12 protein-coding genes are annotated in these 14,046 nt (G+C 65.9%); 6 read left to right on the top strand and 6 right to left on the bottom strand.

Translation table 11 applies throughout. The annotated features are described in order from the left end of the window. Nucleotides 1-18: 18 nt before the first annotated feature. Nucleotides 19-876: a GyrI-like domain-containing protein gene (locus NU688_RS08710; RefSeq protein WP_257860134.1), complete on the bottom strand. Its 858-nt coding sequence runs from the start codon at nt 874-876 to the stop codon at nt 19-21. Here NU688_RS08710 and NU688_RS08705 point away from each other — a divergent pair. After that, entirely contained in the window at nt 875-4,018 is a 3,144-nt protein-coding gene (locus tag NU688_RS08705; protein ID WP_308340285.1) for a GH92 family glycosyl hydrolase, read from the top strand. The genes NU688_RS08710 and NU688_RS08705 overlap by 2 nt on opposite strands. A 106-nt stretch (nt 4,019-4,124) precedes the next feature. After that, nucleotides 4,125-5,483 (top strand): NAD(P)/FAD-dependent oxidoreductase, encoded by a 1,359-nt coding sequence (locus tag NU688_RS08700; RefSeq protein WP_257860132.1) that lies wholly within the window; start codon nt 4,125-4,127, stop codon nt 5,481-5,483. Nucleotides 5,484-5,523: 40 nt separating this feature from the next. Here the strand turns inward: NU688_RS08700 and NU688_RS08695 are convergent, their stop codons facing one another. From NU688_RS08695 to solA, 3 genes are all read right to left on the bottom strand, one after another. Next, nucleotides 5,524-6,207, bottom strand: coding sequence for an aspartate/glutamate racemase family protein (locus NU688_RS08695; RefSeq protein ID WP_257860131.1), 684 nt, complete (start codon nt 6,205-6,207; stop codon nt 5,524-5,526). Between the two features lie 23 nt (nt 6,208-6,230). Beyond that, nucleotides 6,231-7,163: a 2-dehydropantoate 2-reductase gene (panE, locus tag NU688_RS08690; protein WP_257860130.1), complete on the bottom strand. Its 933-nt coding sequence runs from the start codon at nt 7,161-7,163 to the stop codon at nt 6,231-6,233. A gap of 64 nt (nt 7,164-7,227) precedes the next feature. Beyond that, nucleotides 7,228-8,460, bottom strand: coding sequence for an N-methyl-L-tryptophan oxidase (gene solA, locus NU688_RS08685; RefSeq protein WP_257860129.1), 1,233 nt, complete (start codon nt 8,458-8,460; stop codon nt 7,228-7,230). A gap of 133 nt (nt 8,461-8,593) precedes the next feature. On the opposite strand from solA, the gene NU688_RS08680 reads away from it, so the two are divergent. Further along, nucleotides 8,594-9,151, top strand: coding sequence for an NADPH-dependent FMN reductase (locus NU688_RS08680; RefSeq protein WP_257860128.1), 558 nt, complete (start codon nt 8,594-8,596; stop codon nt 9,149-9,151). Between the two features lie 75 nt (nt 9,152-9,226). Here NU688_RS08680 and NU688_RS08675 read toward each other — a convergent pair whose 3' ends face one another. Next, nucleotides 9,227-10,354, bottom strand: coding sequence for a branched-chain amino acid ABC transporter permease (locus tag NU688_RS08675; protein WP_257860546.1), 1,128 nt, complete (start codon nt 10,352-10,354; stop codon nt 9,227-9,229). Between the two features lie 210 nt (nt 10,355-10,564). Between NU688_RS08675 and NU688_RS08670 the strand changes: the two genes are divergently transcribed. Next, on the top strand, nt 10,565-11,500 hold the full coding sequence (locus NU688_RS08670) for a LysR family transcriptional regulator (protein WP_257860127.1): 936 nt from the start codon (nt 10,565-10,567) through the stop codon (nt 11,498-11,500). Between the two features lie 62 nt (nt 11,501-11,562). Here NU688_RS08670 and NU688_RS08665 read toward each other — a convergent pair whose 3' ends face one another. Next, a complete protein-coding gene (locus NU688_RS08665; protein ID WP_257860126.1) occupies nt 11,563-12,210 on the bottom strand; it encodes an FMN-dependent NADH-azoreductase in 648 nt (215 codons plus the stop codon). Nucleotides 12,211-12,343: 133 nt separating this feature from the next. Between NU688_RS08665 and NU688_RS08660 the strand changes: the two genes are divergently transcribed. Then, a complete protein-coding gene (locus tag NU688_RS08660; protein ID WP_257860125.1) occupies nt 12,344-13,312 on the top strand; it encodes a LysR family transcriptional regulator in 969 nt (322 codons plus the stop codon). 77 nt (nt 13,313-13,389) lie between these two features. Continuing rightward, a complete protein-coding gene (locus NU688_RS08655) occupies nt 13,390-14,031 on the top strand; it encodes a peroxiredoxin (protein WP_257860124.1) in 642 nt (213 codons plus the stop codon). The last annotated feature ends 15 nt before the right edge of the window (nt 14,032-14,046 follow it).

Here is a 14,046-nt window from a genome sequence, read left to right as displayed (position 1 = left end):
TGCAAAGGTCGGCAGGCGTCAGCTGGCGGGACGGATGGGAATCAGCAGGTCGGTGCGCAGTTCGGCCAGTGTCACCTTGCGAGGCGAGTTCAAGTAGTGCTCCAGCGTGGGCCGATCGTCCGGCTCGTAGCCGCTGGCGGGCAGCCATTGCGTGTAGAGCGCGTGCACGGCGGCATTGATGCGGGTGTAGGGACCCGCGAGGCAGTGCACGGCGTAGAGGCCACCCGGAATGTCGAGCATCTCGGTCTCCGTATCGTCAACGGGCCAGGGCTCGGGCGAAGTCGCCGCGACGTAGTACCTGAAGCTGGACCGCACCTCCGGATCGCCGCAGGAAATGCCAAGCCAGTTCGACACGGTCCGGCTGCCGATATGCGCGCGCAGCCGCCGATGGGTGTGGGGAATGGTGGAGAACGGCCCGCGATGGAGCAGCGCATGCACCGGCTGCGCCTGGCGTTCGACGATCCGCACGGACGGCGCCGCACCGGTGTCCTTGCCTTGGTGGAGCGCGGGGGCGGCGTCGAGAGTCGCCCCGTGCATCTGCTGCTGGAATTCGCGCGGCGACTGTCCGGTGAACTGGCCGAAGGCGCGCGTGAAGGCCTGCGGACTCTCGTAGCCCACGGCCAGTGCCACTTGCGTGATGCTGCCGTCGCCCCGCGTCAGCAGTTGGGTGGCAAGCGCCAGCCGCACGCGCCGGACCGTGGCCGCCACCGTTTCACCGGCGATGCTGCTGTAGACGCGGTGGAAGTGAAAGGGCGAGAAATGCGCCAGCCGTGCCAGGTCTTCGAGCCGGTGCTCGGCCATCGGATCGGCCACGATGGCCGCGACGACGCGCGCCACACGCTCTCTGTAGTCTTGCTCGGCACGCCGGGTTTTCATGGCCGCCAGTGTGCCGCGAGCCGGTCGGTGCCGCTTAGCAGACCTTGCGCAAATCGCCGGCTTGTTGCTCTGCCAACGCCGTGTTTCGTCCGGGAAATCACAAGCGCATCTGCACAGGAGCCGTACATACACTGCGGCCGTTTGGCGCCCCGACCGTGGGCGATGTGCAAGCAGCAAGGGAGACAACGTGGAAAAGAAAAGCGCAAGCAAGAGTCTTGTGACGGGGTTGATCGTCGCGTCGGTGTTGGTGGGTTGCGGCGGCGGCAGTTCGGGGAGCTTCTCAGCCTCGACATTGCCGCCGACGGCGGTTGATACGACGACCGGTACGGTGCCAACCGGCACTGCACCCGCCGGTACGACGCCAACTGGCACTGCGCCAACCGATACGACACCAAGCGACACGACGCCAGTCGTTCCGATGCCAACCGTTCCGACGCCAGTCGTTCCGACCCCAGTCGTTCCGACGCCAGTCGTTCCGATGCCAACCGTTCCGACGCCAGTCGCTCCAGCGCCAGCCGTTCCGACGCCAGTCGTTCCGACCCCAGTCGTTTCGATGCCAACCGTTCCGACGCCAGTCGTTCCGACGCCAACCGTTCCGACGCCAGTCGCTCCAGCGCCAGCCGTTCCGACGCCAGTCGTTCCGACGCCAGCCGTTCCGACACCAGCCGTTCCGACGCCAGTCGTTCCGACACCAGCCGGCAAGACACCAACCGACACGACATCAGCCGGCACTACGACGCCCGCCATCGAGCCGGAGCGGCGGGTCGATATCACGCTGACACCGTATGTGAATCTGTTCGTCGGAACGAAGATCTCCGACACCGGCAGCGGCCATTCCGGCAACGTCAATCCCGGTGCCCAGACGCCATTCGGCATGGTGAGCTTCGGGCCGGACACGACAGGAAGCGGCGCGCCTTGGGGCTATGGCTCGGGCGGCTACTACGACGGCGACACGAGCATCCGCTACTTCAGCATGACGCACCTCAACGGTCCCGGCTGCAGAGGGCAGGGCGCCGTGGCCATCCTGCCGGGCAACACCAATGCCGGAATCCCGTCGGGCGGTGTCCGCTATGCAAAAGCGAACCAGTCGGCCGCACCGGGCTACTACAAGGTGAAGTTCGACAACGGCATCACGAGCGAGCTGACCGCGACCACGCGCACCGGCATGGCGAAGATCGCCTACACGGACAAGGACAAGGCCTTCCTCGTCATCGATTCCGCCCGCAACAACCCCAACCAGGACGGCGTGTCCTATCCCGAGCTGACCGACATCGTGCTGAGCGCGGACCGCAAGTCCGTCTCCGGCAAAGCGGTCGCCAACGAGTTCTGCGGGGGCACCTGGAAGCAGCCCGTCTACTACCACGCGACCTTCGACAAGCCGCTGAAAGCCAGCTCCGCCATCTCGGGCAAGGCGGCGGTTCTGCAGTTCGACCTCGGCAATGCGGACCTGACGGTGCAGGTCAAGGTCGGGATCTCCTCGGTCAGCGTTGCCAATGCCCGCAAGAACCTCGAAGCCGAGAACGCGGACTGGTCGTTCAGCGCGGTACAGGCCGCGGCCGGGAAGAACTGGAACAGCCGGCTGAACGTCGTGCAGCTCGATCTCGCGAAGGCAGGCGAGCTCGACAAGCTCGATGCGAAGAAGAAGGACGCGGCCATCGCGAACCTGAAGAAGTTCTACACGGCCCTCTACCGCGTCTACAGCGGACCGACCGTGTACAGCGACGTCAACGGCGACTACCGCAGCATGAAGCAGGTCGACATCTCGCAGGGCAATTCGGTGCTGCCCGACCGCGCGAACGAGAACGTTGCCAACTACAGGTTCAAGGTCGACGGCAAGGACGCGGGCTACAAGACCCACTACTCGGGCTTCTCGATGTGGGACACCTACCGCAGCCAGGCCCAGCTGCTGGCGCTGATCGCGCCCGACGAAGCCAGCGAGATGATGCAGTCGCTGGTGGCCGACGCGCAGCAGTGCGGTGCCTTCCCGCACTGGGTGGACGGCAGCGAGGACACGGTGCCGATGAATGGCGACCATGCGCCCACCGTCGTTGCGGGTTCCTATCTGTTCGGGGCGAAGAAATTCGACCTCGAGAACGCCAGGAAATACATGCTCCAGTCGGTTGGCGATGCCAACAGCCGGTGCAACAACATCTACGCGATCGGCAAACCGGGCGACAGCCGGGCGGACTATCTGAAGCTGGGCTGGATTCCCTCCGGCAAGGGCTACGACCATCCGACTTCGACGACCCTCGAGGCGATCACCACGGACCGCTCCGTCGGCGCGTTTCTCGATGCGCTGCCCGACACCCGCGCGGCGGACCAGAGCGTCATCCAGAAGGTGTTCAAGAGAGCAGGCAACTGGCTCAACATCTTCGACAGCGGCACAAAGTCGCTCCGGTCGAAAAACGCCGCCGGTGCATGGACGGGCAGCGGCGATTTCCATGAATCCACCGAGGCCAACTACATCTGGACCTTCGCCTACGACTGGACCCGCCTCGCCGAAAAACTCGGTGGCAAGACAGCCGCGCTCGACCGGCTTGCCAAGCTGTTCTCGCTGGATGCGGCCAATCCGTTCACAGGGACCGAGCCGAGCGGCGAAGACCTGAACGGCGGGGAGAGATCCAGCCGCTATTACATCGGCAACGAGCCGGCCTTCCAGACGCCCTGGGCCTACAACTGGCTCGGTTCGGCCAAGTACGCGCAGTACATCATCCCGGTCATCCTGCGAAAGAACTTTTCGCTGGATGCCGGCGGCCTGCCGGGCAACGACGACATGGGCGCGACCTCGGGCTGGTTCGTGTGGGCCGCGATGGGGCTCTATCCGGCGATCCCGTCGGCACCGGGCCTTGCGGTGTCGACGCCGCAGTTCTCGGGCATGACGCTGTGGCTGGGTAACGGCAAGAAGCTGCGGATCGAGGCCGACCGGCAGGCGCTGCTCGACGATGTGCGCTACATCGGCACGATGAAGTTCAACGGCACCGCCTACGCGGGCTCGTGGCTGCCGGTGGACAAGATCAAGGACGGCGGCACGCTGAGCTACACGCTGTCGCCGACGCCCACCGATTGGGCTTCCGATCCGGCGTTGACGCCGCCTTCGGGGCCGGATGCGGACTACACCAAGGCGACTGCGCCACCGAGCTGAGCGGGCGTGCCTCGCCTCCCTGCATCAAGGGTCCGGTGAGTGGGAGAGGGCGCTCGCGGAGGACGTTATGCTGCACATCGTCATCCAACAACGTTGTACCGCCTGAATGTCTTCGACCGAAGCCTCCCTTGCCAGCCCGCACGCGAACGAAGAATCCTGCGACGTGATCGTGATCGGCGGCGGCCCCGCCGGATCGACCGCTGCGGCGCTGCTGGCGCAGCAGGGCCGCAAGGTGGTGCTGCTGGAGAAGGCGCACCACCCGCGCTTTCACATCGGCGAATCGCTGCTGCCCGCGAACGTCGAGCTGTTCGACAGGCTCGGCGTGCGCGACCAGGTCGAGAAGATCGGCATGCCCAAGTTCGGCATCGAGTTCGTCTCGCCCGAGCACGAGCACCGCAGCTATGTCGAATTTGCCGAGGGCTGGGACAAGTCGCTCGACTCGGCCTGGCAGGTGCGCCGCTCGGAGCTCGACGAACTGCTGTTCCGCAACGCCGCTACGCGCGGCGCAGAGGCCATCGAAGGCTGCAAGGTGCGCGACGTGGCGTTCGACGCCGACGGTGCGAGCGTCAAGGCCGAGATGGACGATGGCGCGAAGCGCAGCTGGCGCGCCCGCTTCGTGGTCGATGCCACCGGGCGCGACACGCTGCTGGCGAACAAATTCCGCTGCAAGGAAAAGAACCCCGACCACAACAGCACCGCCGTCTTCGGCCACTTCACCAACGCCGAGCGGCTCGAGGGCAAGAAGGAAGGCAACATCAGCATCTGCTGGTTTCCGCACGGCTGGTTCTGGTTCATTCCGCTGGCCGACGGCACCACCAGCGTGGGCGCTGTCTGCTGGCCGTACTACCTGAAGACGCGCGACAAGCCGCTGAAGGATTTCTTCTACGACACCATCGCGCTGTGCCCGGTGCTGGCAGACCGCCTGAAGGGCGCCACGCTGGTGGACGATGCGGTGCACGCCACCGGCAACTTCTCGTACTCGAGCACGCACGCCACGGGCGACCGCTACCTCTTGCTGGGCGATGCCTTCACCTTCATCGACCCGATGTTCTCCTCGGGCGTTTACCTGGCGATGCACAGCGCCTTCGACGGCGCTGAACTCGTGGCCACCGCGCTCGACCAGCCGGCCGAACTGGCCGCCGCGCGCCAGGGCTTCGAGGCCATGATGCGCAAGGGGCCGCGCGAGTATTCGTGGTTCATCTACCGCGTGACCAACCCGACCATCCGCGACATGTTCATGCACCCGGGCAATCCGCTGCGGGTGAAGGAGGCGCTGATGTCTCTGCTGGCCGGCGACATCTACAAGGGCACGCCGATGTGGGGGGCGCTGCGGATGTTCAAGGTGCTGTACTACGGCATCTCGATCGTGAACTTCCGGCGCACCTGGGCGGGGTGGAAGCGGCATCGCGTCAATACGCAGGACATGGGGGCGCTGAAGGGGGAGACGATCCTCAAGTCGGAGTAGCGACTACAGCGAGTTCAGCCTTGCGGCCCCGAGAGCATGTTCATGCGCCGGCGGTCCACGCGTTGCCCGACGCCCGCAGCGTCGCCACCGCATGCGCAACGCCCAGCCCCGGACTGCTGAGCACATCGATCCCGAGGTCCGCAAGCAGCGGCGTCACTGGCGCCATCGAAGCCTGCGCGAGCACGACCACATCGGCCCTGCTGACCGCACCGCGGATTGCCGCGGCCAGCGTCTCCACGTAGCGTCCGGTGTCGCCGGCCTGGAAATGTGCCCACGCCCCTTCGACGAGCAGCGCACTCGGCCGCGTGCCGACACCGGCCTGCGTCGCCGCCGAGAGGATCAGCGCCGTTGTCGGTTCCAGCGTGCTTTCGACGGCCGCGACGATCAGCACGCGCGGGCCGGTGCGCACCGCGCGGTCGGCCATGGCGCGGTCGATGCGCAAGGCCGAGAAGGCGCCGCCGGTGGCGGTTTTCTCGGCAATGCCGCCGATGGTCGAGCAGGTGCACACGACCACCGCGGCGCCGTCCGATGCCGCCTCGCGCATGGCCTCCTGCACGCGCTTGACCAGCGCCGCGTTGTCGATGCCCACGACGCGCGCGTCGGCCAGCAGCTCTTCCATCACCAGGTGGCGTATTTCCAGTTCGGGTGCCATCTCGTGGACCAGGCGCCCGAAGGTCTGCACGTGCGACTTGGCCGTGTGAAGGAAGGCGAGCGCGTCGGCCATGGCGTGGGGTCGCGGGTTCGGGTTCAGCCGGCTTCGCGGGCGCGTCGGGCCTCGTAGGCCTTGAGGTGGACGTACGCGGTGCGCAGCACCGTAAGCACGGGTGAATCGCTCTTGGGCGCACGGCCCAGGAGGTCGCCCACGATGTGGTCGGCCTCGACAGCCGCGCCGCGCACCATGTCCTTGTACATCGAGGCCGTCATCGGCGAGCCGGCGGTCGTCACCACCGCGCGGCCGCGCTGGATGGCGGCGGGGCGCGGCGCGAAGCCGTTGTGCGCGGCGATGGCGCAACACTCGTCGAAGATCGAGAGCGCCACGTCTTGCCCGCCGGCCGCGACGATGTCGCCGATAGACGCGCGCATCAGGCTCGTGAGGCCCGCCGCCGAGGCGATGAAGACCCATTTTTCCCACATGTCCTGCGCGATGGTCTCGCTCGCGGTGGCGTCGAACTTCGCGCCCGCGAACTGGGCCGCGATGGCATCGACGCGGGCCGAGCGTCCACCGGCACGCTCGCCGTAGCTCAGGCCGTGCATGTCGTTCAGGTGCAGCACGCGGCCTTCGTCGTCCAGCGTGGCCGAGATCATGCAGAGGCCGCCGAGCACGCGCTCGTCGCCGAAGCGTGCGACCAGCTGGTCGATGTGCTTCATGCCATTGAGAAGGGGGAGGATCACCGTGTTCGGGCCGACTGCGGGGGCGAACGAATCCATCGTCGAATCGAGGTCGTAGGCCTTGCTGCCGACGACGACAACGTCATAGGGGCCGTCGATGTTCTCGGCCAGCACATGCTTCGGTGCAGGGAGTTCGAGGTTGCCGAAAGGGCTCTGCGCCACGAGTCCGGTCTTCGCGAGCTGCGCAGCACGGCGCGGACGAAGAAGAAAGGTCACATCGCGCCCCGCCTCCAGCAAGCGGCCGCCGAAGTAACCACCGAGTGCGCCGGCACCCACCACCAGGAATCTCATCGCGCATTGCTCCAGAAATCAGAAAGATCGGGAGCGATGATGCCCGCGTTCGCACTGGGCCGCTCTAGGCAGTTTCCTTCTCCTTCAGCAGCCGCCGGCGAGCAAAGGGGCGCAGGTCGAGGCCGTGGGACATGGCGCGGCCCAGCACCTGGTCGGCGATGGCTTCGCCCAGGCCGGCCGAATGCTTGAAGCCGTGGCCCGAGCAGGCCGAGGCGATCAGCACGTTGGGCAGGCCGTCGAGCGCGTCGATGACGAAGCGGCGGTCGGGCGTCACGGTGTACATGCAGGCGCGCGCCTTGAGGGCGCGGCCGCCGATCTGCGGGAAGCGGCCGGCGACACGATCGCGGTACATCGCCGCGGTTTCCTCGGGGCTCACGCTGCGGTCGATGGTGTCGGGTGTGGTGGCGGCCACGTACTGCTCGGTCGCGACCTTGAGCGCAGGTTGCGCGGGGTCGGAGGACGGAAAGCCGTACATGTAGTCCTCCTGCCCGTCGCCGAACATCCAGATGAAGACGGGAAAGCGTCCGGGCGAGAAATCGGCGGCGGCGCTGCCGGTGTCGAACCAGTGCATCACCTGCCGATGCACCGAAAAGTCCGCCTGCCAGTCGGCGCGGGCCTGCCGGCCGAGGAACTCCGGAAGCCACGCGCCCGCTGCAATCACGACGCGATCGGCGGTGAAGCTGGCCGCATCGGTGCGCACGCGGACCGTGTCGCCGTTGCCCACCGGCTCGACGGACTGCACGCGCTCGCCGGTGCGCGTCGCTGCGCCCGAAGCGCGGGCCACAGCCAGTTGCGCGCCGATGGCGTCTTCGGGCCGCACGAAGCCGGCATCGTGCTCGTGGTAGCCGATCTCGTCGCCCTGCAGGTGGAACTGCGGAAAGCGCGCGCGGATGCCGGCCGCGTCGAGCACCTCGTGCGCGATGCCGAAGTGCTCGGCAGAGGCGATGGTGCGCCGCACGAAGTCGGACTTGCCGTGGTGCTCGGCCACGCGGTCGCGCGGCGCGAGGATGAGGCCGCCCGTGGTGGTCATGAGTGGCGTGCCGGTGCGGGCCTCGAGCTCGCGCCAGATGGCGTGCGAGCGCTGCACAAAGGGCACGTATTCGTCACCTTCGCCGATCGCCAGCCGCGTGATGCGTGAATCGCCGTGCGAGGAGCCCTGGTCGTGCGGCGGCGCGAACTGGTCGATGCCGAGCACGCGGGCGCCGCGCTGGGAGAGTTGGTAGAGCGTGGCCGCACCGAGGGCGCCGAGGCCGACGACGATCACGTCGTAATGGGTGGAGGAGGAGGGCTGGGTCATGGCCTCCAGCATCTTTCAGGGCGCGCGATGGCGCAAGAACTTTTCCAGAAAAGGTCATGGGCGATTCGCATAATCGCGTTCGTCTTTCGGACCTTCCCTCCAGATCTCTTCATTCACACCAAGGAGTTTCCTCATGGCACAGACCCGGATCGCCGTCGTTGTCGGCAGCCTTCGCAAGGATTCGTTCAACCAGAAACTCGCGCTCGCGCTGGCCCACCTTGCGCCCTCGGACTTCACCTTCGAACATGTGCGCATCGACGACCTGCCGCTCTACAACCAGGACGACGACGGCAACCAGGCGCCCGCGGTGAAGCGCCTGAAGAGCGAGATCGCGGCTGCGCAGGGCCTCTTGTTCGTGACGCCCGAATACAACCGCTCGATCCCCGGCGTGCTGAAGAATGCCATCGACCACGCCTCGCGCCCCTACGGCCAGAGCGTCTGGGGTGGCAAGCCGGCCGGTGTGATCGGCATCTCGGTGGGGGCCATCGGCACCGCGCTGGCGCAGCAGCACCTGCGCAACATCCTGGCTTACCTCGACGTGCCCACGATGGGCGCGCCCGAGGTGTTCCTGCAGAACAAGGACGACCTGTTCGACGCCAAGGGCCATGTCGGCAACGAAGGCTCGAAGAAGTTCCTGCAGGGGTGGATGGACAAGTACGTGGCGTGGATCAAGAGCCATTCGGCTGTCTGATCGACAAACCGGGCGCCAGCATGCGCCCGCACCCTTTCTTGTCGGTTGCCGCACGAATCCATCGGATTCATGCCCCTATCGCGGCTTGGCTTGCTCGGGTGCGGGCCACAGTCCATGTGGTCGCGCCAGCATGGTGACGATCATGGCAAGCGAGATCAGCAGGGGGCGCAGAATGCCCGCGTCGAGTCGACCGTCGGTCAGGGTCTGCAGCGGACCGGCAACGTAGCGAAGCGCTTCCGGCAAGGTGGTCAGCAGCAGTGCGCCAAGAATCACGCCCGGAATGTGCCCGATTCCGCCGAAAACCACCATGGCAACGATGATCACCGACTCCTGCAGGCCGAACGCCTCGGGCGAAACAAAGCTCTGAAAGGCGCCGAACATCGCACCGGAAACGCCGCCGAAGCTCGCACCGATCCCGAATGCCAGAAGCTTCATGTTTCGGGCGTTGATGCCCATCGCCTGCGCCACGACCTCGTCGTCGCGGATCGCCATCCAGGCCCGCCCGATTCGCGAATGCTGCAATCGATGGCAGATCGTGACGGTGAGCAGCACGAGTGCCAGGAACAGGTAGTAGTACAGCGTGACCGAGGCAATTTGATAGCTGCCGACGGAAAGAGGCTTGCCCAGGTCCAGGCCGAAGAAGCTGATCGAATCGCTCGGGCCCACGCCCTTCGCACCGTTGGTGATGTTGACCGGATGACTCAGATTGACGATCAGGATCCGGACGATCTCGCCGAACCCCAGCGTCACGATGGCCAGGTAGTCGCCGCGCAGCTTCAGCGTGGGTGCCCCGAAGAGAATCCCGAGCAACGCGGCCAGCATGGCGCCGAGCGGGATCGTGACCCACCAGGGGGCGTGAAGGCCCAGGGGGAACATCGCGGCGATCCATGCAAAGTTGTCGACCAGATGCGGCGAGGTCAGCAATGCGAACATGTAGGCGCCGACGGCATAGAAAGCCACATAGCCGAGATCCAGTAGACCGGCATATCCCACCACGACGTTCGCCCCCAGAGCCAGCATCACGTACAGCAGGCAGGTGTCGGCGATTCGAACCCAATGCGTACCGGCCGTTTGCAGCAGCAGAGGCAGCAGGAGCAGTGCGACGAGCGCCGCATATTTCAGAGCCTTGTCACGGCAATCGATGCGGGTTCGGTCTGCATTGGAGGGGGCAGCGGGTGCAATCAGTGAGCCGGGAGTCTCCATCACCGCGGGTTCCTTTTTTCTGGCCTCCGCGTCCCATGCACCATGGCTTTCCGCAAGAGTGTTCAACGAACTTGTTCATCAGTGCCCCAGGTCGTTTTCTGCAGCACTGCCTGTGTGCAGCCAACGTTAAACTGGACCGAATTGCGAGGAAAGAAGCGGCATGTCCGTTCAAAGCGGAACAAATTTCCGCAATTACACAGGTATGACCGGATGGACAAGCTCAGCGGACTTCTGGCTTTTGTGAAGACTGCCGACCTTGGCAGTTTTGTCGCGGCGGGTCGCTCGCTGGAGCTGTCGGCGTCGGCGATTGGCAAGGCCGTCGCCCGTCTCGAGCATGAGGTCGGGGTGCGCCTTTTGCAGCGCAGCACGCGACGGATCCAGTTGACCGAAGAGGGCCGGCTTTTCCACGAGCGCTGCCGCCGCATCCTGGATGACCTCACCGATGCGCAAGCCATGCTTTCGCAAGTGAAGGAAGTGCCGCGCGGGAGGCTGCGGATCAGTGCGCCGATCGTCGGCTACCACTTCCTTTTGCCAGTGATCCCGGATTTCGCCTCACGTTACCCGGAGGTCGAACTGGACATCAATTTCACCGACCGCACGGTGGATTTGATCGACGAACGCGTCGACGTCGCCATCCGCAGCGGCGACCTGCCTGATTCCCGTCTCGTTTCGAGGCCGCTGAATCCCTTTCGACTGCTGCTGTGCGCATCGCCGGGGTACTTGATGCAGCACGGCACGCCGCGCGTCGCGAGCGATCTGGAGCGGCACGCCACGGTTCGCTTTCGCCATCCGAACTCGGGCAAGTTGCTGGAGTGGCCCATGTTGCGGTCGACCGCCGATGCCGAAATCCGCCTTCGTACGGTTCTCGCATGCAACAACATGGAAGCAGTGCTGGGTGCCACGTTGCGCGGGATGGGGATTGCCTGCATGCCCGACTTTCTTGCCCGCGACATGCTCGCAAATGGCCGGTTGCTGACGGTGCTCGAGGCGGAGCTCAACGCGGTCGGCCAGTTCAACGCCATCTGGCCGTCACGCCGGTACCTCTCGCCCAAGGTGCGCGTTTTCGTGGATCACCTGTGCCGGCATTTGTCTGCGTCGGGAGAGGACTCGTCGGTGCCGACGAATCCTCTGGATGCCGCTTCGTGAGCCTGGCCTTGTGCCTTGTGTGTATCAGGCGCTGGCCAATCTCGTAGGTATCCGCTGCCTGTTCAGGCAGCTTGGGCGAGGTCCTTCTGGTTGGCTGCTTCCGCCGTCGCCACCAGGATGTCCGAACGCGCAGCAGCCAGCGCGGTGGCCTTGGGCTCGTCACCCATCGCCACGCCTTCGGCACGCACGACGCGCACGTCGGTGATGCCGAAGAAGCCGAAGACCACCTTCAGGTAGCTCTCCTGGTGCTCGGCGCCTTGGCCCCAGTCGCTGGTCGAGTAGACGCCGCCGCGGCTCGACGCCACGATCACGGTCTTGCCGCCGGCCAGGCCCACGGGGCCGGTCTCGGTGTACTTGAAGGTGCGGCCGACCTGGCCGAGGCGGTCGATCCAGGCCTTGAGCTGGGTCGGGATCGAGAAGTTGTAGAGCGGTGCGCCGATGACGACCACGTCCGCGGCCAGGAACTGGCTCACCAGCTTTTCGGACAGCGCGTTCTCGCGTTGCTGGGCTTCGGTCGGCTCGGCCTGCGGGCCGGTCTTGATGGCCAGGGCGTCGGCGCTGAAGTGCGCGGGGGCGTCCACGGCAAGGTCGAGGTACTCGACGGTGGTGTCGGGGTGCGCGGCCTTCCAGGCGGCCACGGTCTCCGCCGTCAGCAGGCGGGAGGTCGAATAGGCACCGAGGATGCTGGAGTCGACGTGGAGCAGCTTCATATCAATCACTTTCGTGTGGATGGTGTCGGCGCTCAAAGGTGGCCGGCGTTGGGAGAATTCTATTTTTGGGTCGAGTAATTGATAAGTAGCCAAAATTTGCTTAGATCGTCCTGATTGCGGGACAATCTCCGCCATGCAAGACCTCAACGACATGGTTTTTTTCGCCGAAGTGGCCGAACGGGGCGGATTTGCCGCCGCCAGCCGGGCGCTCGGCATCCCCAAGTCGCGCCTCTCCCGCCGCGTGGCGGAGCTGGAGGAGCGCCTGGGCGTGCAGCTGATGCAGCGCAGCACCCGGCGCCTGTCGCTCACGCCGGCCGGCGAGATCTACCTGCGGCACGCCGCCGCCATGCGCGACGCGGCGCAGGCTGCGGCCGAATCGGTGGCGCAGGTGCAGAACGAGCCGAGCGGGCTGGTGCGGCTGAGCGTTCCGATCACGATGGCGTACAGCGGGGTGGCCCAACTGCTGCCGATCTTCATGGAGCGCTATCCGGCGGTGCGGGTCGACGTGCGGGTCATCAACCGCCCGGTGGACCTGATCGAGGAGGGCTTCGACATCGCGCTGCGCGTGCGGCCCGTCGTCGAGGAAAGCGCCACGCTGGTGGCCAAGATCCTGGGCACCGGCCGCGGGGTGCTGGTGGCCAGCCCGGCGCTGATGCAGCGGCAGGGGCCGGTGGAGACGCCGGCCGACCTCGCGCGGCTGGACACCATGGCGATGTCGGTCAACGGCGAGGGCCGCGCCGAATGGCGGCTCGCAGGCCCCAAGGGCAAGGCCTACGTCCACACGCACACGCCGCGCTACGTGGCGGACGACATCGCGACGCTGCAGGTCGCCGCGATCGCCGGCATCGGCGCCACGCTGCTGCCTGGCTATATGTGCGCGGCCGACATCGAGGCGGGCCGGCTGGAGAAGGTGCTGTGCGACTGGGGCCCGGAGGAAGCCGTCGCGCACATGGTGTTTCCGCCGCGGCGGGCGCTGGTGCCGGCGGTGCGGCGGCTGATCGATTTCCTGTTCGAGCACCTGCAGGGCATCGAGGGGGCGCCTTTGCTCAGGCCGGATGGGGAACCCTGCAATTCCCACCCCGTTATGCGGAAAGCGACATAACCAAACAAGTAGATATTCGTTTGTCATCCTTGCCGGGGTTCGCACAATCCGAAGCTCCCATCCATCCAGGAGCGACCATGGCTACTCTGCGACTCGGCGATACCGCCCCCAATTTCACCCAGGACTCCAGCGAAGGCCCCCTCGACTTCTATGAATGGGCCGGCAATTCGTGGATCGTGTTCTTCTCGCACCCGGCCGACTTCACGCCCGTGTGCACCACCGAACTGGGCAAGACCGCGGCGCTGTCGGGCGAATTCGCCAAGCGCGGCGTCAAGCCCATCGCATTGAGCGTTGACCCGGCCACCAAGCACAAGGAATGGATCGGCGACATCAACGAAACGCAGAACACCACGGTCAACTTCCCGATCATTGCGGACGCCGACCGCAAGGTGGCCGACCTGTACGACCTGATCCACCCGAACGCCTCGGCCACGGCCACCGTTCGCAGCGTGTTCATCATCGATCCGAAGAAGGTGATCCGCACCACCATCACCTACCCGGCATCGACCGGCCGCAACTTCGACGAGATCCTGCGCGTCATCGACTCGCTGCAGCTCACCGACAGCCACAAGGTCGCCACTCCCGTGAACTGGAAGGACGGCGACGACGTGGTCATCGTCCCCAGCATCCAGGACCCGGCCGAACTGGCCGAGCGCTTCCCCAAGGGCTTCAAGGCCGTGAAGCCCTACCTGCGCATTACGCCGCAGCCCAACAAGTAAGCGGCACAGGCGGCA

The sequence above is a fragment of the Variovorax sp. ZS18.2.2 genome (assembly GCF_024701975.1).
GTDB lineage: Bacteria > Pseudomonadota > Gammaproteobacteria > Burkholderiales > Burkholderiaceae_C > Variovorax.
The sequence above is the reverse complement of the archived record's forward strand: the minus strand, read 5'-3'. Positions and strand labels throughout refer to the sequence as shown.